Origin of the sequence: Mucilaginibacter sp. 14171R-50 (assembly GCF_010093045.1) — a bacterium.
GTDB lineage: Bacteria > Bacteroidota > Bacteroidia > Sphingobacteriales > Sphingobacteriaceae > Mucilaginibacter.
This window is the reverse complement of the sequence record NZ_CP048115.1, coordinates 3,821,618-3,846,587: the sequence shown is the minus strand read 5'-3', so window position 1 is coordinate 3,846,587 and position 24,970 is coordinate 3,821,618. Positions and strand designations below refer to the sequence as shown.

28 protein-coding genes are annotated in these 24,970 nt (G+C 44.5%); 11 read left to right on the top strand and 17 right to left on the bottom strand.

Annotated features, from left to right (window positions below; all coding sequences use genetic code 11):
- The first annotated feature begins 15 nt into the window (after positions 1-15).
- Complete coding sequence (locus GWR56_RS17565) at positions 16-219, top strand: hypothetical protein (RefSeq protein ID WP_162432506.1); 204 nt, start codon at positions 16-18, stop codon at positions 217-219.
- On the opposite strand, the gene GWR56_RS17560 is transcribed toward GWR56_RS17565, so the two are convergent.
- From GWR56_RS17560 to argB, 3 genes are read right to left on the bottom strand one after another with little or no spacing between them, the layout of a single operon-like run.
- Positions 216-980, bottom strand: coding sequence for a GDSL-type esterase/lipase family protein (locus GWR56_RS17560; protein WP_162432505.1), 765 nt, complete (start codon positions 978-980; stop codon positions 216-218). The two genes, GWR56_RS17565 and GWR56_RS17560, sit on opposite strands and share 4 nt — an antisense overlap.
- A 25-nt stretch (positions 981-1,005) precedes the next feature.
- Entirely contained in the window at positions 1,006-1,821 is an 816-nt protein-coding gene (gene proC / locus GWR56_RS17555; RefSeq protein ID WP_162432504.1) for a pyrroline-5-carboxylate reductase, read from the bottom strand.
- Between the two features lie 9 nt (positions 1,822-1,830).
- Positions 1,831-2,622, bottom strand: a complete 792-nt coding sequence (gene argB, locus GWR56_RS17550) for an acetylglutamate kinase (RefSeq protein ID WP_162432503.1) — start codon at positions 2,620-2,622, stop codon at positions 1,831-1,833.
- Between the two features lie 217 nt (positions 2,623-2,839).
- Here argB and GWR56_RS17545 point away from each other — a divergent pair, with 217 nt between their 5' ends.
- Complete coding sequence (locus tag GWR56_RS17545) at positions 2,840-4,138, top strand: NAD(P)/FAD-dependent oxidoreductase (RefSeq protein WP_162432502.1); 1,299 nt, start codon at positions 2,840-2,842, stop codon at positions 4,136-4,138.
- A gap of 32 nt (positions 4,139-4,170) precedes the next feature.
- Positions 4,171-5,421, top strand: coding sequence for a sodium:proton antiporter (locus GWR56_RS17540; RefSeq protein ID WP_162432501.1), 1,251 nt, complete (start codon positions 4,171-4,173; stop codon positions 5,419-5,421).
- Here GWR56_RS17540 and GWR56_RS17535 read toward each other — a convergent pair.
- From GWR56_RS17535 to GWR56_RS17495, 9 genes are all read right to left on the bottom strand, one after another.
- Positions 5,418-6,029, bottom strand: a complete 612-nt coding sequence (locus GWR56_RS17535; protein ID WP_162432500.1) for an FMN-binding negative transcriptional regulator — start codon at positions 6,027-6,029, stop codon at positions 5,418-5,420. The two genes, GWR56_RS17540 and GWR56_RS17535, sit on opposite strands and share 4 nt — an antisense overlap.
- Positions 6,030-6,042: 13 nt before the next feature.
- Complete coding sequence (locus GWR56_RS17530; RefSeq protein ID WP_162432499.1) at positions 6,043-6,408, bottom strand: hypothetical protein; 366 nt, start codon at positions 6,406-6,408, stop codon at positions 6,043-6,045.
- A 15-nt stretch (positions 6,409-6,423) separates the two neighbouring features.
- Positions 6,424-7,374 (bottom strand): acetylornithine carbamoyltransferase, encoded by a 951-nt coding sequence (locus tag GWR56_RS17525; RefSeq protein ID WP_162432498.1) that lies wholly within the window; start codon positions 7,372-7,374, stop codon positions 6,424-6,426.
- A gap of 67 nt (positions 7,375-7,441) precedes the next feature.
- The gene (locus GWR56_RS17520) at positions 7,442-8,572 is read right to left on the bottom strand and encodes an aspartate aminotransferase family protein (RefSeq protein ID WP_162432497.1); all 1,131 of its coding nucleotides are present in this window, start codon (positions 8,570-8,572) and stop codon (positions 7,442-7,444) included.
- Positions 8,573-8,682: 110 nt separating this feature from the next.
- Complete coding sequence (gene argC / locus GWR56_RS17515; protein WP_162432496.1) at positions 8,683-9,735, bottom strand: N-acetyl-gamma-glutamyl-phosphate reductase; 1,053 nt, start codon at positions 9,733-9,735, stop codon at positions 8,683-8,685.
- Positions 9,736-9,773: 38 nt separating this feature from the next.
- Positions 9,774-10,175, bottom strand: a complete 402-nt coding sequence (locus tag GWR56_RS17510; protein ID WP_162432495.1) for a cupin domain-containing protein — start codon at positions 10,173-10,175, stop codon at positions 9,774-9,776.
- A 9-nt stretch (positions 10,176-10,184) separates the two neighbouring features.
- Positions 10,185-11,399 (bottom strand): argininosuccinate synthase, encoded by a 1,215-nt coding sequence (argG, locus tag GWR56_RS17505; protein WP_162432494.1) that lies wholly within the window; start codon positions 11,397-11,399, stop codon positions 10,185-10,187.
- A 40-nt stretch (positions 11,400-11,439) separates the two neighbouring features.
- Positions 11,440-11,796, bottom strand: a complete 357-nt coding sequence (locus GWR56_RS17500; RefSeq protein ID WP_162432493.1) for a four helix bundle protein — start codon at positions 11,794-11,796, stop codon at positions 11,440-11,442.
- A 1-nt stretch (position 11,797) separates the two neighbouring features.
- Positions 11,798-12,481 (bottom strand): GNAT family N-acetyltransferase, encoded by a 684-nt coding sequence (locus GWR56_RS17495; protein ID WP_162432492.1) that lies wholly within the window; start codon positions 12,479-12,481, stop codon positions 11,798-11,800.
- 130 nt (positions 12,482-12,611) lie between these two features.
- Between GWR56_RS17495 and GWR56_RS17490 the strand changes: the two genes are divergently transcribed.
- A complete protein-coding gene (locus tag GWR56_RS17490) occupies positions 12,612-12,851 on the top strand; it encodes a hypothetical protein (RefSeq protein WP_162432491.1) in 240 nt (79 codons plus the stop codon).
- A 192-nt stretch (positions 12,852-13,043) separates the two neighbouring features.
- Positions 13,044-14,165: an acyltransferase gene (locus GWR56_RS17485; RefSeq protein WP_162432490.1), complete on the top strand. Its 1,122-nt coding sequence runs from the start codon at positions 13,044-13,046 to the stop codon at positions 14,163-14,165.
- Between the two features lie 35 nt (positions 14,166-14,200).
- On the opposite strand, the gene corA is transcribed toward GWR56_RS17485, so the two are convergent.
- Positions 14,201-15,325, bottom strand: a complete 1,125-nt coding sequence (gene corA, locus GWR56_RS17480; protein ID WP_162432489.1) for a magnesium/cobalt transporter CorA — start codon at positions 15,323-15,325, stop codon at positions 14,201-14,203.
- The gene (locus GWR56_RS17475) at positions 15,325-15,936 is read right to left on the bottom strand and encodes a WbqC family protein (protein WP_162432488.1); all 612 of its coding nucleotides are present in this window, start codon (positions 15,934-15,936) and stop codon (positions 15,325-15,327) included. Before GWR56_RS17475 ends, corA begins: the two co-directional genes overlap by 1 nt.
- 35 nt (positions 15,937-15,971) lie before the next feature.
- Here GWR56_RS17475 and GWR56_RS17470 point away from each other — a divergent pair, with 35 nt between their 5' ends.
- Together GWR56_RS17470 and GWR56_RS17465 are read left to right on the top strand one after the other, a co-directional pair.
- On the top strand, positions 15,972-16,856 hold the full coding sequence (locus tag GWR56_RS17470) for a lysophospholipid acyltransferase family protein (RefSeq protein ID WP_162432487.1): 885 nt from the start codon (positions 15,972-15,974) through the stop codon (positions 16,854-16,856).
- On the top strand, positions 16,856-17,890 hold the full coding sequence (locus GWR56_RS17465) for a glycosyltransferase family 2 protein (protein WP_162433246.1): 1,035 nt from the start codon (positions 16,856-16,858) through the stop codon (positions 17,888-17,890). Before GWR56_RS17470 ends, GWR56_RS17465 begins: the two co-directional genes overlap by 1 nt.
- A gap of 44 nt (positions 17,891-17,934) precedes the next feature.
- Here GWR56_RS17465 and GWR56_RS17460 read toward each other — a convergent pair whose 3' ends face one another.
- The 3 genes from GWR56_RS17460 to lepB all read right to left on the bottom strand — a co-directional run bounded on the left by GWR56_RS17460 (position 17,935) and on the right by lepB (position 20,062).
- A complete protein-coding gene (locus GWR56_RS17460) occupies positions 17,935-18,264 on the bottom strand; it encodes a hypothetical protein (RefSeq protein WP_162432486.1) in 330 nt (109 codons plus the stop codon).
- Positions 18,265-18,702: 438 nt separating this feature from the next.
- Entirely contained in the window at positions 18,703-18,912 is a 210-nt protein-coding gene (locus GWR56_RS17455) for a DUF2683 family protein (protein WP_162432485.1), read from the bottom strand.
- 49 nt (positions 18,913-18,961) lie between these two features.
- Positions 18,962-20,062 carry a signal peptidase I gene (lepB, locus tag GWR56_RS17450; protein ID WP_162432484.1) on the bottom strand — a complete coding sequence of 367 codons (1,101 nt, stop codon included), beginning with the start codon at positions 20,060-20,062 and terminating at the stop codon, positions 18,962-18,964.
- A gap of 245 nt (positions 20,063-20,307) precedes the next feature.
- Between lepB and GWR56_RS17445 the strand changes: the two genes are divergently transcribed.
- From GWR56_RS17445 to GWR56_RS17430, 4 genes are read left to right on the top strand one after another with little or no spacing between them, the layout of a single operon-like run.
- On the top strand, positions 20,308-21,555 hold the full coding sequence (locus GWR56_RS17445) for an efflux RND transporter periplasmic adaptor subunit (protein WP_162432483.1): 1,248 nt from the start codon (positions 20,308-20,310) through the stop codon (positions 21,553-21,555).
- Positions 21,556-21,559: 4 nt separating this feature from the next.
- Complete coding sequence (locus GWR56_RS17440; RefSeq protein ID WP_162432482.1) at positions 21,560-23,017, top strand: TolC family protein; 1,458 nt, start codon at positions 21,560-21,562, stop codon at positions 23,015-23,017.
- A gap of 24 nt (positions 23,018-23,041) precedes the next feature.
- Complete coding sequence (locus GWR56_RS17435) at positions 23,042-23,707, top strand: ABC transporter ATP-binding protein (protein ID WP_162432481.1); 666 nt, start codon at positions 23,042-23,044, stop codon at positions 23,705-23,707.
- Positions 23,708-23,732: 25 nt separating this feature from the next.
- Positions 23,733-24,962, top strand: a complete 1,230-nt coding sequence (locus GWR56_RS17430) for an ABC transporter permease (protein ID WP_162432480.1) — start codon at positions 23,733-23,735, stop codon at positions 24,960-24,962.
- Positions 24,963-24,970: the final 8 nt, after the last annotated feature.

Genomic DNA, 24,970 nt, shown 5'->3' with positions numbered 1-24,970 from the left:
AATTCCCGATAATATATGGCTAAATCACAAGCAACATTTATGAAGAAACAGCTTGAAAAAAACAAGCAAAAGAAAAAAGAAGAGAAGGCATTGCGCAAACAAGAACGCCAGGAAAACTCGGCCGGCGGCGGCCTGGAAGATATGATGGCTTATGTAAATGAATTTGGCGAAATAGTTTCAACCCCGCCAACCCCTAAAAAAGATACTTCCGAAGATTAATTTGTTAAAGCGCGGTAAATAGCCTCGCCCCATTTTTTACCCAGATAACCTGCCCCTGATTTATTGGGGTGCAGGTAAAAAGTCCCTTGCTTACCCTGCTCAGGCTGTAAGGTAAATTGATAGTTTTTCCTGAAGTCAACAAACCCGTTAGTGTAACCTGTATATACATGGTTGGGATTGGTAACAGAATAACCCTTAACTAAAGCGGCAATTTGCGGGAAATAGCTTTGCAGCCTGTTAAGCCCTTCTTGCAGGTACATGGCACCATTATAAGTATTGGGGCTGTAATAAATTGGAGTGTTAAGAACTATCTTGCTGTTGGGGTAGCGTTTTAACAAGCTATCGGCAATAGTTTTAAGGTTGGCAGCGTATTGTACCGGCGATACCGGCGCCCCGTGGGTACCTTGCATGGCACTGTCGTTAGTCCCGAGCATTATTGAAAATATCAGTTGCGCTGCTGTATCTCTGTAAAATACATCGGCAGCCTTAATGGTATTATCAAAATCCTGCTCCCCGGGCAAAAAATCAAGCGTAGTGTGTCCGCTCACACCCTGGTTGCTTTGTGTTACCATAATGCCCTTTTTTTTCACCAGGTAATCCAAAGCATATACAGAGGGCTGCAGTTCGGCGGTGTTTGAGCCAAAGGTTATGCTATCGCCAATAAATACGATGTTTGCCTTGTGGGGTGGCAAAAGTTTAAACGCACAAAGTAAAAAAGCCCCAATTAAAAATACGCTTTTTAAAATACTGCCTGACTTCATATGCATTTGTTGGTGTGATGTTTATTTATTCGCTTTTATAAAGCGCGCCGGCTTTCTCTGCCGACAGTTTTATACCTTTTATCATGGCCGAGCTAAAGCCGTTGTGTTCCATTTCGTTGAGGCCCGCAATAGTACAGCCTTTAGGCGATGTCACCTTATCAATTTCCTGCTCGGGATGCGATGCCAGCTGCAATAGCAGGTCCGCGGCTCCTTTGGCCGTTTGGGCCGCCATTTTGAGGGCGTCGTGCGCGTGGAAGCCTATTTCGGTGCCGCCTTGTGAAGCCGCGCGGATAGATCTCAGAAAAAATGCGATACCACATGCGCACAATGCCGTTGCTGATGTCATCAATTCTTCGTTTATCTGGATGCTTACGCCTACTGTATCAAATAACGACAAAACCAGGCTGATGTTGGCCGATGACGCATTATCGGTAGCAACACACGTCATGCTGTGGCCAATAGCTATGGCCGTGTTCGGCATGGCGCGGATCACCTGCACATCTAAACCGAGCTGGCTGCGAATGTCATGGCAACTCACACCCGATACCACCGATATCAGCAAATGCTTACTTTGGCTGGCGGCAGGCTTTATCTCATCAAGCAATTTGTTTAATTGCTGGGGCAAAATTGCCAATACCACGATATCCGCTTTAGTAACCGCCTCGGCGTTATTGGCCGTAACATTATAACCCTCGGCTGCCAGGCCGGCCAGTGCCGCCACGTTACGGCGGGTAAGGGTAATTTGCTGCGGGGTAAAAATACCTGCCTTAACTAATCCTTTTGCCAATGCGAGGCCAATATTACCACTGCCCAAAATGGCTATATGTTGCTGTGTTTCCATTATTCTTACTTACTTACTTAAGCGGGTACCAAAGCCCGCTTTATTTTTTAATTGTCCTAAATCATCCGAATGGCCGATTATAACTGCCTTAACGCCGCAGCTAATGGCTGTAAAAGCATTATCCATTTTTGGGAGCATACCGCTGTGAATGATTTGTTCTGTCTTTAGTTTTTCGTAGCGTTCAGGGTCTATGTCCCTTATCAGCGAATCCTCATCGTTAATATCCTGTAATACACCTTTTTTTTCGAAGCAATAAACGAGCGTGGTTTCATATGATCCGGACATAGCCACCGCCAGCGCAGAGGCTATGGTATCGGCATTGGTGTTTAACAGCTGGCCTTCACCATCGTGTGTCAGCGCGCAAAATACGGGGATAAAGCCGCCTTCAAGCAGCTTTGCAATGCTGTCGGCTTTAACCGAACGCTCAAACAGGTCGCCTGCAAAGCCGTAATCGATAGTTTTAACCGGGCGTTTTTTGGCGCGTATCAGATCGCCGTCTGCACCGGTAAGGCCAATGGCATTACTTCCATAACGCTGCAATTGGGCTACAATGTTTTTATTGATCAATCCGCCGTAAACCATAGTGACAATACGCAGGGTGTCAATATCGGTTATACGCCTGCCATCAATCAGCTTTGCTTCGATACCCATACTTTCAGATACCTGAGTAGCCACCTTTCCGCCCCCATGCACCAATATCTTGTAACCCTCAAGCGCCGTAAAATCCTTCAGGAAACGGTGCAGGTTCTCGGAGTTATCAATAACGTTACCGCCTATTTTAATGATGTGCAGGGCTTGCATATTAAATTATATATAAGTTCGATGGCAATTATAGTTATTTTTATTGATGAAGTGGATTTTAACCACCGGTGCAGAGTTTTTTTTCGTTGCCGAATGTATCCACCCGCTTAGCATTAATACAAAAATATTCATTGGCAAAACACATAATACATTATCCTGTTAAAGGGATAACATCAGCGGTTGTTTACACCTTAACTCGCAGCCGGTTATATATCATATGGATGCAAAAAGGAACGCGCGGCCCCGCGTAGTTATTATTGGCGGTGGCTTTGGCGGGGTACAACTGGCAAAAAAATTAAGAAACGCACCGGTAGAGGTCTTACTGTTGGATAAACATAATTATCACACTTTTCAGCCGCTGCTGTACCAGGTAGCCACCGGTGCCATAGAAGGCGACTCGATAGGTTTCCCCATCAGAAGGATATTCAGCAGGCAAAAGAATTTTACTTTTCATCTGGCCGAGGTACAAAATATCAATACCGAAAGCGATACGATTACGGCCAATATAGGCGAAATAAGTTACGATTACCTGGTGATAGCCACGGGTGCCAACACCAATTTTTTCGGGAATAAGGAACTGGAACGCAATACCATGCCCATGAAAAATATTGCCGAAGCGCTGAACATCCGCAGCTTGTTATTACAGAACCTGGAAAAAGCCTTGGTAACGGCTGATAAAGCCGAACGCGACGCATTGCTCACATTTGTGATAGTGGGCGGAGGGCCAACAGGAGTTGAACTGGCAGGCGCCATATCCGAACTACGTCGATTTATTTTATGCAGAGATTACCCCGGGCTTTGCGATGCCGATATGAAAGTGTTTTTGGTGGAAGGCAAATCCGAACTATTGGCGGCTATGTCGCCGCAGGCGTCAGCGAAGGCCAAAAAGTTTTTAACCGATATGGACATCACTATTTACAACAGCGTGCACGTTGAAAGCTACAACGGCACCATACTGAAAATAGATGATGGTACCACTATCAACACCCGCAACGTATTTTGGGCGGCGGGCGTTAGGGGCGAAGTACCCGATGGGATGCCGGACGCGGCGGTAATGAAAGGCAGGAGGATTTTAACCGACGAAATAAACCGAGTAAGGGGATTTACAAACGTGTTTGCTATAGGTGATGTATCGGCCGTTATTACCGAAGCCAACCCGCTGGGCTTCCCTGGTGTGGCGCAGGTGGCCTTGCAGCAGGGCAGGCATTTGGCAAAAAACCTTACCAGCCTGATACATGGTAAGCCCACCAAACCCTTTGAGTATAAAGATCTGGGTACTATGGCCACCCTTGGCCGTAATATGGCTGTGGCCGATTTGCACAAATTACGTTTCCAGGGTTTCTTTGCATGGTTGTTGTGGATGTTCGTGCATTTAATATCATTGGCGGGGTTTAGTAATAAGGCTATCGTGTTTTTTAACTGGGCCGTTAATTATTTTACCCGAAACAGCGATAACCGCCTTATTATACATTATTTTAGAACAGATACAATGATGACCGATCCGGTAGCGAGGTAGCTGACGGTGAAGTTAAATTATTAGCAGAAAAAATGCACTTATTTTTAATTATCGCGCTTCTTGTAATTGTTAGCGCGCTTTATTCATATATAAATGCCCGCTGGTTAAAGCTGCCCGGAACCATCGGCATTATGACGTTGGCTATTCTTGGTTCTGTGGTCACCATTGTGGTCGATAAGGTAGATCCTAACAGCGCCAAATATCTTACCATCCTGGCTACAAATATCAATTTTTCTACCATGGTGCTCAATATTATGTTGGGCTTCCTGCTCTTTGCCAGCGCTTTTAACCTTAACACCAGGCGTTTAAAAAAAGAGATGCGTCCGGTGTTCTTGTTGAGTACCCTTGGCGTTATCCTATCTACCATCGTATTTGGTAGTTTACTTTACTGGGTTACCGGCTTGCTGGATATAAAAATACCGTATATCTATTGCCTTTTGTTCGGCGCCCTTATCTCGCCGACCGACCCCGTGGCCGTCAGCGCTATTGTGACCGGATCTAAGCTACCTAACAGCCTTGAAACCATCATTTCAGGCGAATCGCTATTCAATGACGGCATTGGCCTGGTACTTTTTATTAGTTTGCTGGAGATAACCCAATCGGGCACCGATAGTATCGATTTTTCGAAAGCGATAGTATTATTTATACAGGAGGTTTTCGGCGGAATTGCCTTGGGGGCTATAACCGGCTTTTTGGCCCACCGGCTAATGAAATCGATAAACGATTTTCAGACCATTGTGCTGGTGTCTCTTGCTCTGGTAATGACCAACTCGCTCATAGCCACTTACCTGCACCTCTCTATCCCGCTTTCGGTTGTTACAGCGGGGTTGTTCGCAGGTGGCCGCTCCATCAATGTAGATAATAACGACCACTCGCACCAGGCACTTGAAAAGTTCTGGACGCTGATTGATGAAATGCTGAATACGATGCTTTTTGTGATGATAGGCCTGCAGATGATCAACTTCCCATTTTTGCAGCACTATTGGCTTTCGGGAGCGATTGGTATTGTAGTGATACTGGTGGCCCGATGGAGCAGTATTATGCTGCCGCTTACCTTTTTGCGCCGAACCCTTAATGTAAATTACGGCAGTATTAATATACTTACCTGGGCCGGGCTGCGCGGAGGTATATCCATAGCGTTGGCGCTATCGCTTCCCGCCTCAAACTACCGGCATTTTATACTGGCCGGCACTTATTTTATCGTTATATTCTCTATCATAGTGCAGGGGCTTACGTTAAATAAAGTAATAAACGCTACTTATAAAAGCCACGCTAAAGACTAAGCCTTTGCCCCTTGCATAAACACCGCTATATCAGTTTCGCTTTTGTTGGGCGATACGCTTAAACTGTTTATAATATTTTGGCGCTCTGTTTCGGTACGGTTCTGGCTCAACTTCTTTTTACCTTGCAGGTCTTCAACAACTATCTCAAAAGCCGTAATGCCATTCATCATTTTCAACTTATAATCTTCGGGCAATTTGTCCCATTGCGCACGGTAACCGGCCTCGTAGAAGCCTATCATCTTTTCGAGTAATTGCGCCACCTGTGCCTCATTATCTATCAGGGTTGCCTTGCCATAAGCATGCACCGCCAGGTAATTCCAGGTTGGTACGCTCAGTTCCTTTTCGTAGTTAGATGGCGAAATGTACGCATGGGGCTCTGTGAATATTACCAACGATTTTTCATTAAAAACCGCCCGCGACTGTGGGTTAGCCCTGGCGAAATGTGAAACCAAAACCACATTTTCTCCCCGCTGCTCTACCAAAAACGGCAAGTGAGTGGCCTCGGGTATACCGTTCATCATCGTAACTATCGTAGCAAAGCTATATTGCTGCATAAAGCTAATAGCTTCTTGTTGATCAGATAGGTGAAAATGCTTTGGTACGTACATGTTATTATTCAAATTAAGTGTTGTAATGATTAACATGATGTGGAAACAGCATTTGGTACCGTGATGAATCTATTCCTATAATATAGATCTCAAAATCGTTACCATCCATGCCAGAGATACTGCACGACAACCCATGAATAAGTTCAAAATCTTTGTTCTTCACCTTCAATAGCGGAATATTGTTCGTACTTATAACTTTATTCTCTATATCTTCTGAAAATGGTAAATTATTGACAACACAATATTCTCTTAAAAAGTCGTAACCAAATTGACTATTATTAAACGTGATATCTCCGAAAACAACCCCCATAGGTACGTCGGCCCTTTCAAGCTTTGTAGTCCCGATGTGAAGTCCGTCAAGTAAAATATCGTATTCCATCGTTAAAGTGAGCAATTACATCGTTTCCAACATCTGCTTCAACACAGCCTGCGCCGCCCAAACACGATTACCTGCTTCATGTATCACAACAGACTTTGGCCCATCCAATATTTCGGAAGATAGTTCCAGGTCGCGCCTTACAGGTAAGCAGTGCATTATTTTGGCATTAGAGGCTATCTCGTCCAGTTTGGCGTTGCTTAGCATCCAGTCCGCATTGCCGCCGGTTACGGCACCATAAGGCTCGTAAGCCGACCAGTTTTTTACGTAGATAAAATCCGCGTCCTGTATCGCCTCACCCTGGTTATGGGTGATGGTTGCGCCATTGGTAAAATCCGTACAAAGCTCGTATCCCGCCGGGTGGGCGATGGTAAAATCCACATCAGCCTTGCACATCCATTCTGCAAAAGAGTTTGGTACAGCCTGCGGCAGGGCCTTTATATGCGGCGCCCAGGTTAATACTACCTTGGGGCGTGTTTTTGTTTTTAGTTCTTCGATAGTTATCAGGTCGGCCAGGCTTTGCAGCGGGTGACGGGTAGCCGATTCCAGGCTTACCACGGGCACTTGGCAAAACGCTACAAACTTGTTAAAAATAGTTTCGCTATAGTCTTCTTCACGGTCTTTTAACCCTGGGAACGAGCGTACACCGATGATATCCGAATACTCGCCCATAACCCCGGCTGCCTCGCGGATATGCTCAACAGTGGTGCCGTTCATGATCACGTTATCGCGCAGTTCAAGCGCCCAGCCTTCTTTGTCTATATTCAACACAATTACATTCATGCCCAGGTTCATGGCAGCCTTTTGGGTGCTCATGCGGGTACGCAGGCTTGGGTTCAGGAAAACAAGGCTCAAGGTTTTATTCTTACCTAAATGCTGGTGCGCATATGGGTTTTGTTTCAATTGCAATGCCTCGGCAACCAGCGCCGTAACATCTTTAACATCATTTACCGAAGAGAATAGTTTCATTATTTACCTGTTTAGCCTCTCTCTAGGTCCCTCACCAAAGGAGGGACTTAAAAAGCAATATTTGTGATTAAGAATTTTTTAATGTTGTTGTAAATGCTTCCAGAAACCTGTCGGCATGTGCCTTAGTTAAATTCAGCGCAGGCAGCAGCCTTACTACGTTTGGCTTTGCTTCGCCGGTAAAGATATGGTGCTTAAACAGCAGGTCTTTTTTTACATTACCCAATTCTTCGGGCAGATCGATACCTATTATCAGGCCTTTACCGCGTACCTCTTTAACTTTATCAAATTTTTTCAATTCTTCTATCAGGTAGCCGCCCACTTCGGCAGCATTTTGCATCAGGTTATCACGCTCAATTACTTCCAGTACGGCTAAGCCAGCGGCGCACGCCAGGTGATTGCCGCCAAACGTGGTGCCCAGCATACCATAAGCAGGTTGTATTTTTGGCGAAATGCTTATCCCCCCGATAGGGAAGCCGTTGCCCATACCTTTTGCCATAGTATAAATATCGGCATTTAAGCCGGCGTGGTCTGCCGCGTAAAACCTGCCTGTACGCGCATAACCGCACTGCACCTCATCGGCAATAAAAACAGCATTGTTTTGATCGCAAAGCGAGCGTATTTTTTGTAAAAAGCTTAATTCTGCGACCTGTATGCCGCCAACGCCCTGTATGCTTTCAATGATCACCGACGATACTTCATTATCCTTAAACGCCTGCTCAAGGGCTGCTTCGTCATTCCAGGGCAGGAATATTACATTATCCGTTTCATTGACCGGGGCAACAATTTTGGGATTATCGGTAACAGCAACGGCTAATGAGGTGCGCCCATGAAAGGCTTTCTTAAAGGCGATGATCTTTTTTCTGCCATTGTAAAACGATGCCAGCTTCAGTGCGTTCTCGTTGGCTTCGGCACCTGAGTTGCACAGGAACAGCTGATAATCTTCCTTCCCGGATACATGACCCAGTTTTTCTGCCAGTTGTTTCTGTAAAGGAATCTCGACAGAGTTAGAGTAAAAACCTATCTGGTGAAGTTGGTCTTCTATACGTTTTACGTAATGCGGGTGGGTATGGCCGATTGATATAACGGCGTGCCCGCCATAAAGGTCAAGGTACTCGGTACCCTTATCGTCATAAACTAGGCTGCCTGCGCCCTTAACTATATTGATTGGATTGATTGGATATACGTCGAATAATTTCATTTTGTGTTAAGCTTAAGGCTGAAAGCTAAAAGGCCAAAGCTTTACTTTCAGCGGGTTGTTATAGAACATTAAAGCTTTTCGCTTTAGACTTTTTGCTTGGGGCTTTCGGCTTAAAAACCGGTCGCCTTAAGTCGTAATCCTGCGCGTTCGTCCAGTCCGAACATGAGGTTCATGTTCTGCACTGCCTGTCCGCTCGCGCCTTTAAGTAAATTATCCATTATGCTGATAATAAATATCTTATTGTCGTATTTCTTAACCTGTAAAAAACATTTATTGGTATTTACAATTTGTTTTAGGTCGATATCTTTACTGGTTACATGCGTAAACGGATGGCCGGCATAATAGTCATGGTAAAGCTTTAGTGCCTCTGCTTCGCTTAATTCACTTTCAGTGTACATAGAAGCGATGATACCACGGGTGAAGCCTCCGCGGTAAGGCACAAAGTTAATAGCCCCCCAACCCCCTGAAGGGGGTGTAAAAGCGCTTGCAGCCTGGTTAAGTGACTGGCCTATTTCATTTAGGTGCTGGTGGTTAAAAGCTTTGTAAACAGACAGGTTATCGTTACGCCAGGTAAAATGCGAGGTAGGCGAAAGGCTTTGGCCTGCGCCGGTAGAGCCGGTTGTAGCCGTTATATGTATTTCGTTATTTAATAATCCTTTGCTTGCCAGGGGCAATAATCCAAGTTGCAAACAGGTAGCAAAACACCCCGGATTAGCTATGTTATCAGCAGCTTTTATGGCTTCGCGGTTTAACTCCGGAAGGCCGTAAATAAAGTTTTTTTTGCCTAATTTCGAATTTTGACTTAACCTGAAATCCTGGCTCAGGTCAATTACTTTAATACGATCGGGGATATCATTAGCCTCTAAGAATTTTCGGGCATCACCATGGCCAACGCACAGGAACAACACATCAATGTTGAAAGCTAACTCGGCAGCAAATTGAAGGTCGGTATCGCCAAACAAGTCGGTATGCACGTCGTAAACGTGGTTTCCGGCGTTGCTTTTGCTATGCACGAATACGATCTCTACATCAGGGTGATTGATCAGTATCCGCAGCATTTCGCCGCCGGTATAGCCCGCGCCGCCAACTATGCCCGCTTTAACCCCCCGACCCCCTGAAGGGAGAGTGGAAGTAATATCTTTATTTAAATTTTGTTCTGCCATTTTGTAAACTTTAGTTCCCCCTTTAGGGGGGTAGGGGGCTATAGATTTACCCGATCATTTTTTGTAGATGGTGATGAATATAAAATAAATTCCAGGTCGCTGCTTTCTTTATTGCTGATAAAATGCTGCTGCCCGGGCTTAATTTCAATGCCTTGCTCAGGCTTTAAAACACTGGTAACGCCATCAATTGTAAAAGTGGCCCGGCCTTTTAATATAAAGAAAAATTGTGAAGCCTTTTCGTGATAGTGTAAAGCCTCCGCAGTATCGGGCGGCATCAGTTCCTGCTTGATAGATAATGCATCGGTGTCAACATAATTCCAGCCGTAGCAATCATCGCCCCACTTGTAGGTGCTTAAGCATTCGCTTCGCGAAAAAATGGTAGCCCCCCCGCCCCCTGAAGGGGGAGTTGAAGCTCCGGGAAGGGTATCATTATTTTCCATTTCGTATGCTTATTCAGCACCCCCTTTAGGGGGCTGGGGGGTATTTACTTTATGATAGATCATTACCTGGTTGCCAAATATTTTTGAGAAACCTTTTACATCTTCGCCGCTCCACGAGTTATTCATTTCGCCGTAGCTGCCAAACTTGTTGCTCATCAGGTCGTGCGCTGATTCGATACCAACTACCTGGAAACGGTATGGATGTAGTTCGACAAACACCTTACCGCTTACGTTTTTCTGCGTATCCGTTAAAAAGGCTTCAATATTACGCATAATAGGGTCATGAAACTGCCCCTCGTGCAGCCAGTTGCCGTAAAAAGCGGATAGCTGATCTTTCCAGGAAAGCTGCCATTTGGTTAACACGTGTTTCTCTAGCGTATGGTGTGCTTTAATAATTACCATTGGAGCAGCCGCCTCAAAACCAACACGGCCTTTAATACCGATGATGGTATCGCCTACGTGGATATCCCGGCCAATGCCGTAGGGCTGCGCAATAGCCTGTAATTCCTGTATAGCTTTGGTTGGGTGGTCGTATTTTTCGTTATCTATACCAACCAGTTCGCCCTGCTCAAAAACCAGTTCAAGACTTTTGGCTCGCGATTCTGTGACTTGCGTCGGCCATGCTTCTTCAGGCAGGCCCAGGTTTGAGGTAAGTGTTTCTTTGCCACCAACAGAAGTGCCCCAGATACCTTTGTTGATAGAGTACTTTGCTTTCTCAAAGTTCATTTCAACACCGTGCTTTTTAAGGTACTCAATTTCTTCTTCGCGACTAAGTTTTAAATCGCGGATAGGGGTAATGATCTGTACATCGGGCACCAGGATGTTAAATATCATATCAAAACGTACCTGGTCGTTACCGGCGCCTGTGCTGCCATGGGCAACAAATTCGGCACCAATCTCTTTGGCGTAGTTGGCAATGGCAGTGGCCTGACTAACCCGTTCGGCGCTTACCGAAAGGGGGTAGGTGTTGTTTTTTAATACATTGCCATATATTAAAAAGCGTACGCAGGTATCGTAAAAGTTTTTAGTCTCGTCTACCACGTGGTGCGATGTTACACCCATCTGGTAAGCGCGTTCTTCAACACCCTTAAGCTCTTCATCACTAAAACCGCCTGTATTTACAATTACCGAGTGAACCTCGTAACCCAGGTCGCGTGTTAAATAAATGCAGCAAAACGAGGTGTCTAATCCACCGCTGTATGCCAGTACTACTTTTTTCTTCATTTTTTTAAGCTGAAAGCAAAAAGCTAAAAGACCAAAGCCTTTATTTCCTTAATGCTTTAATTAAGCCAATTAACATGGCTTTTACTTCGTTAATTTGTTGATTTATATTCTCGTATATCGTTTCGTTAATATAGCCTAAATCCTTGCTAAGTATGCAAGCATATTCTAATTCATGTCCCGAACCTAAAGCCATATCCAAAAAATGAGCAAAATCTTTTTCGGTAAATCGGCCACTTCCCTCTACAATGTTCATGGGAATTGAATATGCAGCGCGCTTAGTTTGACTAAACAGATCGAATTGTTCGCTTTTAGGGAAACACGGAAGTATATTTCTATACACAAACAGGGTAAGCTCATGTGATTTTTTCCAGACTTCTAGTTTTTTGTAATCTCTCATACTACCACGTAAAAGCTTTCTGCTTTAGTCTTTCCGCTTTCAGCTCAAATTTCTCCAACCGCTTTTTAAACGCTGCTTCAATACGCTCAAGCAATGTAGCCTTGTGCGTTATCTTCTTCATTTTCTCCTCGTATTGTTTTTGAATAGCTTCCGGGTCGAAAAGCATGGCGGTGCACATGCAGTTCTTGCGGTCTTTGCTCATCAAAATATCGTAATTAACGCAACTGCGGCAGCCTTTCCAAAACTCCTCGTCCTGTGTAAGTTCTGAATAGGTGACTGGTTCGTAACCTATCTCAGAATTTATTTTCATCACGGCCAAGCCGGTAGTTAAGCCAAAAAGTTTTGCTTTTGGATATTTACTGCGCGATAATTCAAATATTTTGTGCTTAATAGCTTTGGCCAAACCTGCTTTACGATAGTTAGGGTTTACAATAAGGCCTGAGTTTGCAACAAAATCGCCGTGGCTCCAGGTCTCAATGTAGCAAAAGCCCGCCCAGGTGCCATCTTTATGCAGCGCTATAACTGCTTTTCCTTCCAGCATTTTGTTGGCTACATACTCGGGCGACCGCTGCGCAATACCCGTACCACGCGCCTTTGCCGACTCCGCCATTTCGTCGCATATTATAGGGGCAAAGTCTGCGTGTTGTGCAGTTGCTACGGTTATGTCAAAATCTTGTATGGTCATTATAGTAGAAAAATTACCGTTAAATTATTGGCGTTGTATAGCCATAATTATTAGAGGGACATTGTTTAAAGAAGTTTAAAAGAAACCCCTTCATTCGGGTGGAGATCAAAACCTAATTCAAACCCGTGGGATGAACACCCTTCGTCGGCTGGGAGGGAACAACAAAACAAAAGAAACTAAAGCAGCGGCAACCGGCGCAAAAAAAGCGCTGATTTCCGTTCTGTTTATGTTTTGTTTAATCATTTTCAATAAAGTATATGTACTTTTTAATTTTGTGCAAATTATTGCATTAAATTTTATTTATGCAAGAAAAAACTGTTATAATTTCCGTGCATACCTAAAACATTACAATCCGGAAATATTAGCATAACAGGTGTCAAAACCCAGATTGACAATTAAAGCGGTAAATTATTTGATTTTGTTAATTTTCCCTGCATAAAGCGCCGCAAGTTTACCATATCTGCAATAAAATTACGTTATTTAACATTTGCCGGTTATTTGCACATTCCAATGCCATCCGTTACCTTTAAAGGCCCTATATCTCAAAACCGATAAGCCTTAAATGAAACCGCACTACCCAATTTTAGACGGATTACGCGGCACCGCCGCCTTGTTAGTAGTAATATTCCATTTGTTCGAAGCCTACTTTCCGGATCTATCTAAACACCCCATGCACCACGGGTACCTGGCGGTAGATTTCTTTTACATGCTTTCGGGTTTTGTGGTGGGTTATGCCTACGACGATCGCTGGGCAAAGGGGATGACCATTAAACAGTTCCTGAAGATCCGCCTGGTTCGCCTGCACCCCCTCGTTATTTTGGGCACTATTATAGGCGCCGTTGCTTTTTGGTTCGACCCGTTTAAGGATAACCTGCAGTTTGATGTTTGGAAACTGGTAATTGCCATGTTGATAGGCTTTACCATGTTACCCACGCCAATTGATGTACGCGGCTGGAGCGAAACCCACCCGTTGGACGGGCCTTGCTGGAGTTTGCTGCAGGAATATATTGCGAATATCATATACGCCTTATTCGGCCGCAGCATGACTAAAAAGGTATTGTGGGTAGTTGTTATCTTAAGTGGCATTGTATTAACCATAGTAGCTGTTGACCACGGCGACCTGGGTACCGGCTGGGGTTTTGCCAAAATAAAATCAGCTTTTATAGCCAACTGGTTTTACGGGCCTGGGGCAGAAGGCTATCCAAATATCTGGGTAGCGCCGGTGCGCATGATGTTCCCGTTCTTTGCGGGGCTGCTACTGTTCCGTACGGGTAAGCTTATACGCATCCCAATGGCGTATACCGTATGCTCGCTTTTATTGGTAGCGCTGTTCTTTTTCCCCTGGTACAACTGGAACGGCTTTTACGAGGCCGGTATCATCATCCTGGTATTCCCGCTATTGATAGCAGCAGGCGCGGGAGGGCAGATCAGCGGGCGCTGGGCTAAACTTTGTAAGTTTTCCGGTGACATATCATACCCGATATACATTACCCATTACCCGTTCATTTATGTTTATACCTTCTGGATCATTAAACAGAAACCTGCGCCATCAACCATTATAGCCGTAGCTTGCGGTTTATTTATCTTTTTTATACTGCTGGCTTACGCGGCACTTAAATTATATGACGAACCAGTAAGGGAAAGGCTAAAAAAACGTTTTTTGAGCAGGGTTGTCAGATCGTAACCTATGCAATAAAATCCCAAATCGAACGTCCGATATTAGAGTTTATTGAACCAGCCCTTACGCCAAAATATGAACACCTGTATGGCGCCTATCAAAAACATCCCTATAAGGGCGTAAACATAGCCGTGCTGTATGTACAACTCGGGCATATTATCTTTTATCACATGTCCATGGGTATCTTCGCGACTAAAGTTCATACCATAAACACCTGCAATAAAGGTTAGCGGTATAAATATTACTGATATAATGGTTAACACCTTCATGATCTCGTTCATGCGGTTGCTCACCATACTAAGGTACAGGTCAATAATACTGCTGGTAACTTCCTTATAACTCTCAACCATGTCCATGGCCTGTATGCAATGGTCATAGGCATCGCGCAGGTATAGTTTGGTTTCTTTGGTGATCTCGGGGCTTTCGCTGCGTATCATGTCGTTTATCTTGTCACGTTCGGGCCAGCAGGCGCGGCGTATAATAATAAGCGTACGCTTCAGCTGCTGCGCATCAAACATGATGCTTTTATCGGCACTTTGGTATAATTTATCTTCGGTTTGATCTATCATATCGCCAATTTGCGATAGGATAACAAAATAATTATCCAGGATGGTATCTGTTAAGGCGTAAAAAATATACCCGGGCCCGCCCGTGCGGATAGTGCCTTTGCCGGCCTTTAAACGCGTGGTTACCACTTCAAAGTAATCCAGGTGGCTTTCTTCAAAGCTTATTACTATATTATCTTTAACAATGCCGCTAAACTGGCAGTTTACCAGCTCATTATCCTTATTAAAATAAATAATGCGGCTGGTGCCAAACACGTACCCATCGTACTCATCAAACTTAGGGCGCTGGTGGGTGTTCACAATATCTTCTAAAACCAGCTGATTTATGCCCAGCAATGTGCCAATGTCTTCCATCAGCCTGGCATCGCCCAGGCCGTTAATTTTTATCCAGTGGGTGTGGCCGCTGCATTTTGCTATTTGTTGCGTAATGGTTTTTATATCGCTGCCCTTACTTATCTGCAGGTCGTCCTCATTAAAAGAGTACATGGCTATCTGCGGCGGCAGGGCATCGTCAGGTATAATGATGCTGCCCGGGCGTGCGCCAACATTTACATTTCGTTTACGGTTTTTATAGCGTACGCGCCTGGTGTAGCTTGCCATTACAAATAGTTTAAAGCCTGCGGGCCCTGGTTAAATAAAAGGTCGATGATGCTCAGGTTTTTCAGAAACCCATGTCGCTCTTCAAAAACCTGAAAGTAAGCCTTTTGTTCAATATCCAACTCATTTTTACCGTTTAAAATGGCACGCAGGTCCGTAAGGTTAGGATAGGCGGGTTCATAACTCTCCGTGAACTTTATTTCCAGTTTTATTTTTAATAACCGCAGCAATAACTCAAGCAATTCGCGGTTATAATCTATCAAAAAAGTAGTTTGTTTTTCGTAGAACGGTGCAAAATCATCTTCGTAATATTCAAAATAAGCCGACCTGCGGTAACAGGCCTGCAGGCTCATCCAATGCGCGCGCTGCCACCTAAAATCGTAGCTTATCTTTACGTCCTTTATTTTTGTGTGATTCTTCGAACCTTTAACAACGGGCACGGTAAGCGCCTGCCGCCCATCCGGCGAGTATATAATTGCCCGGTTACGGTAAGTTTGTTTTGGAAAATGCTCTTCCCGTTCAAACACAACATCCGGTGTAAAAGCGGTCAGCTTTGTAAAATAATCAACCGGGGGCAGGTAAAACATAGGTAAAACAGCACCGTTCTCAATCATATATATTTTTTATGTTTGTGGCAAAATTGGTAAAAATGTTAAGAAAAGCGGCTTTAAATGCGGGTATATTTTTTTTGTACCTGGTATCGTTACTGCCGTTTTGGTTTTTATACGTTGTTGCCGATGTTATCTTCCTGGTATTGTATTACATAATAGGTTATCGCAGGCAGGTGGTAAAGGTAAACCTGGCAAATTCTTTCCCGGAAAGGAGCGAAGCGGAGCGGCTTAAAATAGAGCGCAGATATTATCGTTATATGGCCGACCTGATAGTAGAGACCATTAAAATGATAACCGTTTCAGAGCGGTCGTTACGTAAGCGGATGAAACCCACCAATCCCGAGCTTGTTGAGCATTATTTTAAGCGACATAAAAGCATTATAGCCGCGGCGGGGCACTACTGCAACTGGGAGATGGCGGCGCTTGCCTTTGGCTTGTTAACTACCGAAAAACGCATTATTGTTTACAAACCTTTAAAAAACGAGGTGTTCGACGCCATGTTTAACAGGGTGAGGGCACGTTTTGGTGCCATGCTGGTTGCCATGCGACAAACCCTGCGCACCATGGTAGCTTTGAAAAACCAGCTCACCTTTAGCGTACTGGTAAGCGACCAAACGCCCAACATGCACGAAATAAATTATTTTACGCGGTTTTTAAACCAACCGACCGCTGTATTTTTGGGAATAGAAAAGCTGGCCAAACTGATTGATGCCGCCGTTATATTTTACAGGATCGATAGGGTAAGCCGGGGATATTATACCTATACCCTGGTGCCATTGATAGACGAGCCCAAACAAGCTGCAGAGCACGAAATAACCGAGGCCCATGTACGGTACCTTGAAAAACTGATACAGGAAAAACCGCAATATTGGCTGTGGAGCCACAGGAGGTGGAAATATATGCCGGAGGATTTGAACAAATGATGAATATGCCCAAAGTGGCCATAGTGATACTAAACTGGAATGGCGTAAAATACCTTCGCGATTTTTTGCCCTCGGTATTAGCTACTGCTTACCCCAATCTGGATATTGTGGTTGGTGACAACGGTTCGACAGACGATTCACTCGAGTTTCTGCGTGGAAGGTATCCCGCGGTACGCATTATCGAAAACAAACAAAACTACGGCTTTACAGGTGGTTACAACCGTGTGCTGGCGCAGGTTGATGCCGACTACTATATTTTGCTAAACTCGGACGTTGAGGTTGAACCTAACTGGATACAGCCCGTTATTGAGCTAATGGAGAGCGATGAAAAGATAGCCGCTGCCGCGCCTAAAATAAGGTCGTTCCATCAAAAGAACTTTTTTGAGCACGCGGGCGCTGCCGGTGGCTTTATTGATAAATTTGGATACCCGTTTTGCCGGGGCCGGATATTTTACGAAATAGAGGAAGATAAAGGCCAGTACGAGCAGCCCGGCGAGATCTTTTGGGCATCGGGTGCGGCAATGTTCATCAAAAAACGTTGTTGGGACCAGGCTGGTGGTTTTGATGAAACCTTTTTTGCGCATATGGAAGAGATAGACCTTTGCTGGCGCTTAAAAAATATGGGCTATAAAGTAATGTACTGCCCGCAATCGCAGGTATACCATGTGGGCGGCGGCACGCTTAACACCGAAAACCCGTTTAAAACTTACCTCAACTTTCGTAACAACCTGCTGCTGTTAAAAAATAACCTTCCGTTCTGGAGGGCGCTTTGGATTATTGGCCTGCGCTTTTGGATGGATCTGCTTGCGCTTATCCGCTTCCTGATGGAAGGGAAACGTAAAGATGCATGGGCCATAAGCCGTGCGCACCAAAACTTTGTAAGAAAGCTATTTAGCAAAGTGAAAGGTAAAAGGCCGAATGTGAAAAGCGGCAGAGTGCCGCTTACAGGTACTTATTCGCGCAGTTTGGTATGGGATTTTTTTGTTGGCAAAAAAACCAAATTTACCGATCTGAAAAAAGAGCAGCTGCATTAGCGGGCAAAATTTAGCAATCCCGTATAACACGCACTTGTATTTGATCAGTAAGTAGCAGTTGATACAAGGCGGGCAGTAGAAAAGCTGTTAAACGCACGATTAAAAAAAGCTTTTATCCTGTTAATAAAACCATTAGCCGGCTTAACTGATTTTGGTTGCGAGATTTCGGAGGGGTCGTTATTATCTGTCATGAACGTATCGTTTTCCATCTCCTCTAAAACGAATTGGCGCACTGATGGGTCACGGTTAATAATCTCATCCATTTCGGTAAGGTCTCTCAGGGTTGCTTCACCATCCCTCCGTTTTTTCCAAAGCACTTCAAACCGTTCCTGTGAAATGGTACGCCTGATGATATATGGGTTGTGTTTATTCATAAACTTGTTGTTGTATGAATTTACCTCAAACAAAATGCCATGGTTATAAACAATTGTTTGTCAGATATTTAAATAATGTCGCTTAAATAAACCCCGCGCGATTTTATTACAGTAAGTGTTCGGTTATGTGCAGTATGATGGAAAACTAATCACGGCGTAAATAATGGCTCTTGCCGATTATCCCAAAAACAAACTATCAATATATCATGGTCATTAACCCTATATAGCATTGAGCAGTTTTTATGGAGATTGCACCTTCTGATATCATTTGTTTCGTCTATTACTTGATATAGGTATGGTGAAGATGAAATTATGTTGAGGCTTTCTATGATCCTGGATTCTAATTTGGCCACAAATCTATCGCCCATCTACCTTTTAATTGAGATACGAGCGCTTCATATGTGTCTTCAGCTTCGGGCGTAAACCTTATTTCAAGGTTCATTTTTTTGAAAAATGCTTAGCGGCAAAGTTCTCTATCGATATTGTTTGCCCTTCATCATATTGTTTCATGCTTTTGGCTATACTACTGCTAATATGCGCGGGAAGCGGGGTAGGCTGATGTTCGAACGGCACCTTTAAGGCCTTTAAGACAGCTTTGACCGCCTTCATCTGATCCGAATTTTCCGGATGTATAAGGATGCTTTCCATACTCAAATATACAAATCGTCCGGATTATAAACTACATAAAAACTAAGCCTCAATGTATCACTCTTAACACCCTGTTCCAGCGTACCTTGTTAAACGCGGTTTGGGTACTATCAAGGCTCATCCAGGTGATCATGGCTTTACCAACAATATGATCTTCGGGTACAAAACCCCAAAAGCGTGAGTCTTCGGAGTTATGGCGGTTATCGCCCATCATCCAGTAGTAGTTCATTTTAAAAGTGTAGCTATCTGCTTTCTTACCGTTTATCATTACGGCGGTACCATCTCGTGTTACTTTATTGTGCTCGTATTTTTCTATCGAGCGGCCATAAAGTGCCATGGTCGAATCGTTAAGCGGGATGGTAGTGCCCCTTTTTGGTATAAGCAGCGGGCCAAAGTTATCTTCGTTCCATTTAAATTTTTCGTTATGCGGAAATATCTGCGGACTGTATTCTCCTTTAGGTTCAATAACCTCTTTTACCGATATGATGTTTGAAAAGCCTTTAAACTCATTGAAGCTGTCCGGCGGGATGATCATTTCATAAGTTGTGGGGCTGTATTGGTAACGTACATCTATCTTCAGGTTTTGTATCATTTGCGGATTGAGGTCGGTGCCGGTAGTGGTTACGATATACGATTTTTGACTTTTAGGTGCATTCGGAACTATTTTACCGTTGGCATAAACCTGGGCATCAACAATGGTGATAACGTCCCCCGGGGTTCCTACGCAGCGCTTGATGAAGTGGGCGCGCATATCAACCGGGCGCTCAACAGTTTCGTTAGGATAGTTAAATACAACCGCATCGCCTTTTTTTACTTCGCCTAAACCTGGTAAACGGAAGTAAGGCAATTGGACCCCTTCAAAATAGGTTTTAACTTTTCCGCCCAATATGGTCGCTTCCAGGAAAGGGATTGAAACAGGTGTCATGGGCATGCGTGCACCGTATGCCATTTTACTTACAAACAGGTAATCGCCGGTAAGCAGGCTACCCTCCATAGATGCTGAAGGTATCGCGTAAGCCGAAAACAGCAACCCCCTGATAATGGTAGACGCGATCAGCGCGAAAAGTATGGCATCAACCCACTCGCGGGTTTTGCTTTTCTTAGGTTTGTTGGCTGCTTGCTTCCTGCGCGAGAAAAATTTCCAGTTCATGTAATTGGGATTTATTAGTACAACGATGCGTTGATATTAGACCCTGTTGTTGCTGATTTGTTACAGGCAATTATTTGGCTCGAAATTTTACCATTTAACCCGGGTATTCTCCTTGCCCGTTACTGAAAAGGTTTGTCCGATATCGAACAAAAAATCAACATATAAATTTTATAAGTACCTGTTTATCAATAATTTAATATTGGTACGCCTCTTGCAAACTCCCTGTAAACATTATCATAATAAAAATGGACACGGTAATTGAACAGGAAGTAACCGCACGCAAGAAAAAGAAGGCTATTGTTATCATAAGCATTACAGTATTAGCGCTTGTTGCAGGTATTTGGCTTTTGCGCACTACACTAAGATCGACAATAAGCAAGTCTGAAATAAACACAGCCGTGGTGGAAAAAGGCAGCGTTGAAAACACCCTTAATGCCACCGGCGAAGTACTGCCCGAGTTTGAGGAGATATTAACCAGCCCTATAAACGCATCCATAAAAAAAGTACTAATGGATGCCGGCAACAAGGTAAAGGCCGGGCAATCTATCCTCACGCTTGATAAATCGGCCTCGCAAACCGAGTTTGAGAAACTGAACTTTCAACTGCAAAGCAAACGTAACGAGATAAGCAAACTTAAGCTTGACCTGAATAAAAGCTTCTATGATATCCGCTCTAATAATGATATCAAGCAACTGCGCATCAGCAACCTGGCCGATGCGGTTGAAAATGCCAAGCGCCTTTTTAAAGCAGGCGGCGGCACCCGCGAAGGTATTGAGCAGGCCGAGCTGAACCTGAAAGTGGCCCAATTGGAAAAGAAACAGCTGGAGAACGAAATAAAAAGCAAGCAGCAAACCATGCAGATCGAAATAAAGGAAGCGGAAATAGCCCTTGCCATTCAAGAGAGCGAACTGCACGAGCTGCAACGCAAGCTTAACCTGGCCAATATTATTGCTACCCGCACCGGGGTTGTTACCTGGGTAAATAAAAATATAGGCGCTACTATAGCCCCGGGCGAATCGCTGGCACGCATTGCAGATCTGAGCAGCTTTAAGGTGAACGGCAACATATCCGACAACTACATGGATCAGCTGCGTAACGGTATGCCTGTAGTTATCCGCATAAACGAAACACAGTTAAAAGGGCATGTAGCTAATGTATATCCATCGGTGCAAAATGGTATTGTAAGCTTTGATGTACAGCTTGACGAGCGCAACAGCAAACAGCTGCGCCCAAATATGAAAGTGGATGTGTTCCTGGTTACGGATATGCATACAAACACCATGCGTGTGGCAAATGGACCGGCATTTAAAGGCCCCGAGGTGCAGGACATATTTGTGATAAACGGCAACAAGGCTATCAAACGAAGGGTACATATCGGCCTTAGCAATTTTGATTTCGTAGAGATAAAGGACGGCGTAAAACCCGGCGATGTGGTGATAACATCAGACATGAGCAGTTTTAAAAACTCAAGCGAGCTCACTATCAACAACTAATAGAATGAAATACTTATACCTCATCATATTTACATTTTTCAGTACTACGGCTTTTTGCAGCAGCGGTGCTGATACCCTGCGGCTAAGCCTGCAGCAGGTGGTAGAACTGGCTAAAAAGAATTCGATAGCGGCCAAGCAGGCCATTACCGTGCGCGAAACCAAGTACTGGCAGTGGCGTACCTTTAGGTCGAACTATCAGCCACAGCTATCGCTTTCGGGCACTTTACCGGGCTACAGTAAAACTTATACCCAGGTACTGCAGCCAAACGGAAGCATTCTGTTCCAGCCCATACATAACGATAACTCATCCTTACAGCTTGATTTTAGCCAAACCATCACGGCTACCGGCGGTACCGTTTACGGCACCACCCAAATGCAGCGCTTTTACGATTTCGACAGGGATAACGTGTTGTACAACGGTGTACCTTATGCCATAGGGTATAGCCAGCCGCTGTTTCAGTTTAACTCATTAAAATGGGATAAGAAGATAGAGCCCCTTAAGTATAACGAAAGTAAGCAGGCATATATCGAATCGCAGGAGCAGATAGCCTACACCGTTAGCGGGTACTTTTTTGACCTGCTGCTGGCCCAGGTTAACCTGCAGATAGCCGAAACCAACTACACCAACACCCAAAAGATATTGAAGATAGCCAAACTGAAGTTTGACCTGGGCAAGGTATCAAAGAACGAGATACTGCAACTGCAGCTGGAGCAGCTTAACGCTCAAAAAGCAGTTGGTACCGCCAAGCGCGATATGGAAATTGCCACCTTAAACCTGCGCAGCTACACAGGGGTAGAGGGCGACGATAAGATAGCGCTCGAAATACCGGGCTCGTCTATTAACATGAATGTATCGGCAGATAAGGTTTTAACAGAAGCCTTTGCTAACCGGTCGGATGCTATAGCCTTTGTGCGCCGGCTGGCCGAGGCAAAACGCGATGTGGCCAAAGCCAAAGGGCAAAGCGGGCTGGTTGCAACACTTACAGCAAACCTGGGCTTTTCAAACAGCGCTCAAAATGTATTTGATGTTTATAAATCGCCCCAAAACCAGCAGCTGCTCGAGCTTAAGTTCTCGATACCGGTGATGGACTGGGGGCGCTCAAAATCCAGGGTAAAGACAGCACAGGCCAACGAGCAGTTTACCGAATATGCTGTTGAACAGGATAAACAGACCTTTAAGCAACAGATAGTAACGCAGGTAACACTGTTTAATATGATGAAGGATCAGCTGGTGTTTACCGCCCAGGCAGATAGCATTGCCTCAGAAAAATACCAGATAGCCCGCGAAAGATATGTTTTGGGCGACCTGAGCATAACCGACCTGAGCATAGCCTTTGAAGAGAATGACCGCGCTAAACGCGACTATGTGGCCGCCCTGCGCGACTTCTGGGGCGCTTACTACCAGTTGCGTTATCTATCCCTTTACGACTTTGAAAAAAATCAGAAAATAACCTATAAATAAAATCATAATTATAACTTAACTCACATGATAAAACTACAAAACATTCAAAAAGTATATCGTACAGATACTATTGAAACACTGGCCCTTAACGGCATAAACCTTGAGGTTGCCAAAGGCGAATTTTTATCTATAATGGGCCCTTCGGGCTGCGGCAAAAGTACTTTGCTGAACATTATGGGCTTATTGGATATGCCCTCAAAAGGCAGCATTAACATAGCCGACCAAACCACTAATAATCTTAAGGACAAGCAGCTGGCTAAGTTTCGCAACCAAAAGCTGGGCTTTATATTCCAGAGCTACCACCTGATAGGCGACCTGCAAGTGATAGATAACGTAGAACTGCCTTTATTATATCGCGATACCACGGCTAAAGAGCGCAGGCAACTGGCTACCGAAGCGTTGGAAAAAGTAGGGCTAAGTAACCGATTAAAGCATTTCCCCAAACAGTTATCGGGCGGGCAGCGCCAGCGTGTGGCCATTGCCCGTGCCATTGTAGGCCGCCCGGAAATTATACTGGCCGATGAGCCTACCGGTAACCTGGATAGCGCAATGGGTAACGAGATAATGGATATCCTGTTACAGCTTAACCGTAACGAGGGCACCACCATAGTAATGGTTACCCACGACGAAAACATGGCCCAGAAAACCCACCGTTTGGTAAGGTTGTTCGATGGTTCGCAGGTTCAATAATTCATCAGCCTAAACAAAAAAGATCATGTTAAAAAATTACTTTAAAATAGCCATTGCGGTATTGATGCGCAGAAAGTTCTTTACTTTTCTGAGCCTGTTCGGCATTAGCTTTACCATAACCATTTTGATGGTTATGACCGCCTTTATTGATAAGGTGGTAAACGATAATTACCCCGATAAAAAACGCGACCGCTCGCTGTATATCAGCAGGATGGAGTTACGCGGAAAAGAATCAATGAACTCGAGCGGGTTAAGCTATTATTACATCGACCATTACATTAGTAAAATGAAAACACCTGTAAAGGTGGCTATTTCATCGGGGTTTGGTTCTACCAATACTTACGTCAATAACCGTAAGATCGTAATCAACTATAAATATGCTAACGCTGCTTTTTGGGAAGTGCTCGATTTTGATTTCATAGAGGGTAAGCCCTTCAGCAAACAGCAGGAAGATAATGCCGAACGCGTTACTGTTATATCTGAGGATATGAAGAAGGAGTATTTCGGCGACGATGATACCCCTGCGGTTGGCAAATATATCGAAGCCGATGATATCAAATACCGGGTATGCGGCGTGGTAAAAAGCCTGCCAATAACATCGTATCTGCTATATGCAGATATATTCCTGCCTATCACCACATCTAAGACCAGGCTTGATGCCGATAAAGGATATATGGGCAATTACAACGCCATAGTGCTGGCTAAAACCAGCGCGGATGTGCCTAAAATGAAAAAGGAATACGACGGAATAGTAGCTAAGCTACCTATACCGGGTAAAGAGTGGGACCATCTTTACAGCCATGCCGATTCATACATAGAAGGTTATGTGCGCACCGGCAACGAAACACGGTCCGGAATGGTTTATGCCATAACAGCTATAACCCTGTTCGCGCTGTTCATTATGCTGCTGCCCACCTTAAACCTGGTAAATGTAAATATTACCCGGATCATGGAACGTTCGTCAGAAATAGGGGTGCGTAAGGCCTTTGGGGCATCATCCAAAACACTGGTATATCAGTTTCTGGTCGAAAACCTCATCCTGACGTTCTTAGGCGGCACAATAGGCGTGGTATTATCCTTAGTGGTAATGTACTTTATTAACCAGGCCAGGCTTATAGCTAACCTTAACCTGGGTTTAAACTTTACGGTGCTGGGCTACACCATACTTACCTGTATCATTTTTGGTTTGCTGTCTGGCGTTTATCCCGCCTGGCGTATGTCAAAACTAAATGTAGTAACGGCTTTAAAGGCCTAATAAAATTA

What these genes read in the sequence shown, in the direction of transcription:
- GWR56_RS17540 (WP_162432501.1), top strand. Translation starts at nt 4,171, where the DNA reads ATGCACTTATTTTTAATTATCGCGCTTCTTGTAATTGTTAGCGCGCTT.
- corA (WP_162432489.1), bottom strand. Translation starts at nt 15,325, where the DNA reads ATGGCAAGCTACACCAGGCGCGTACGCTATAAAAACCGTAAACGAAAT.
- GWR56_RS17460 (WP_162432486.1), bottom strand. Translation starts at nt 18,264, where the DNA reads ATGAATAAACACAACCCATATATCATCAGGCGTACCATTTCACAGGAA.
- GWR56_RS17430 (WP_162432480.1), top strand. Translation starts at nt 23,733, where the DNA reads ATGTTAAAAAATTACTTTAAAATAGCCATTGCGGTATTGATGCGCAGA.
- GWR56_RS17490 (WP_162432491.1), top strand. Translation starts at nt 12,612, where the DNA reads ATGAACACCCTTCGTCGGCTGGGAGGGAACAACAAAACAAAAGAAACT.
- argB (WP_162432503.1), bottom strand. Translation starts at nt 2,622, where the DNA reads ATGCAAGCCCTGCACATCATTAAAATAGGCGGTAACGTTATTGATAAC.
- GWR56_RS17455 (WP_162432485.1), bottom strand. Translation starts at nt 18,912, where the DNA reads ATGGAAAGCATCCTTATACATCCGGAAAATTCGGATCAGATGAAGGCG.
- GWR56_RS17535 (WP_162432500.1), bottom strand. Translation starts at nt 6,029, where the DNA reads ATGTACGTACCAAAGCATTTTCACCTATCTGATCAACAAGAAGCTATT.
- GWR56_RS17445 (WP_162432483.1), top strand. Translation starts at nt 20,308, where the DNA reads ATGGACACGGTAATTGAACAGGAAGTAACCGCACGCAAGAAAAAGAAG.
- argC (WP_162432496.1), bottom strand. Translation starts at nt 9,735, where the DNA reads ATGGCAGAACAAAATTTAAATAAAGATATTACTTCCACTCTCCCTTCA.
- GWR56_RS17440 (WP_162432482.1), top strand. Translation starts at nt 21,560, where the DNA reads ATGAAATACTTATACCTCATCATATTTACATTTTTCAGTACTACGGCT.
- GWR56_RS17470 (WP_162432487.1), top strand. Translation starts at nt 15,972, where the DNA reads ATGTTAAGAAAAGCGGCTTTAAATGCGGGTATATTTTTTTTGTACCTG.
- GWR56_RS17530 (WP_162432499.1), bottom strand. Translation starts at nt 6,408, where the DNA reads ATGGAATACGATATTTTACTTGACGGACTTCACATCGGGACTACAAAG.
- GWR56_RS17545 (WP_162432502.1), top strand. Translation starts at nt 2,840, where the DNA reads ATGGATGCAAAAAGGAACGCGCGGCCCCGCGTAGTTATTATTGGCGGT.
- GWR56_RS17435 (WP_162432481.1), top strand. Translation starts at nt 23,042, where the DNA reads ATGATAAAACTACAAAACATTCAAAAAGTATATCGTACAGATACTATT.
- GWR56_RS17465 (WP_162433246.1), top strand. Translation starts at nt 16,856, where the DNA reads ATGAATATGCCCAAAGTGGCCATAGTGATACTAAACTGGAATGGCGTA.
- GWR56_RS17500 (WP_162432493.1), bottom strand. Translation starts at nt 11,796, where the DNA reads ATGAGAGATTACAAAAAACTAGAAGTCTGGAAAAAATCACATGAGCTT.
- GWR56_RS17525 (WP_162432498.1), bottom strand. Translation starts at nt 7,374, where the DNA reads ATGAAACTATTCTCTTCGGTAAATGATGTTAAAGATGTTACGGCGCTG.
- GWR56_RS17495 (WP_162432492.1), bottom strand. Translation starts at nt 12,481, where the DNA reads ATGACCATACAAGATTTTGACATAACCGTAGCAACTGCACAACACGCA.
- argG (WP_162432494.1), bottom strand. Translation starts at nt 11,399, where the DNA reads ATGAAGAAAAAAGTAGTACTGGCATACAGCGGTGGATTAGACACCTCG.
- lepB (WP_162432484.1), bottom strand. Translation starts at nt 20,062, where the DNA reads ATGAACTGGAAATTTTTCTCGCGCAGGAAGCAAGCAGCCAACAAACCT.
- GWR56_RS17485 (WP_162432490.1), top strand. Translation starts at nt 13,044, where the DNA reads ATGAAACCGCACTACCCAATTTTAGACGGATTACGCGGCACCGCCGCC.
- GWR56_RS17560 (WP_162432505.1), bottom strand. Translation starts at nt 980, where the DNA reads ATGAAGTCAGGCAGTATTTTAAAAAGCGTATTTTTAATTGGGGCTTTT.
- GWR56_RS17520 (WP_162432497.1), bottom strand. Translation starts at nt 8,572, where the DNA reads ATGAAATTATTCGACGTATATCCAATCAATCCAATCAATATAGTTAAG.
- GWR56_RS17510 (WP_162432495.1), bottom strand. Translation starts at nt 10,175, where the DNA reads ATGGAAAATAATGATACCCTTCCCGGAGCTTCAACTCCCCCTTCAGGG.
- proC (WP_162432504.1), bottom strand. Translation starts at nt 1,821, where the DNA reads ATGGAAACACAGCAACATATAGCCATTTTGGGCAGTGGTAATATTGGC.
- GWR56_RS17565 (WP_162432506.1), top strand. Translation starts at nt 16, where the DNA reads ATGGCTAAATCACAAGCAACATTTATGAAGAAACAGCTTGAAAAAAAC.
- GWR56_RS17475 (WP_162432488.1), bottom strand. Translation starts at nt 15,936, where the DNA reads ATGATTGAGAACGGTGCTGTTTTACCTATGTTTTACCTGCCCCCGGTT.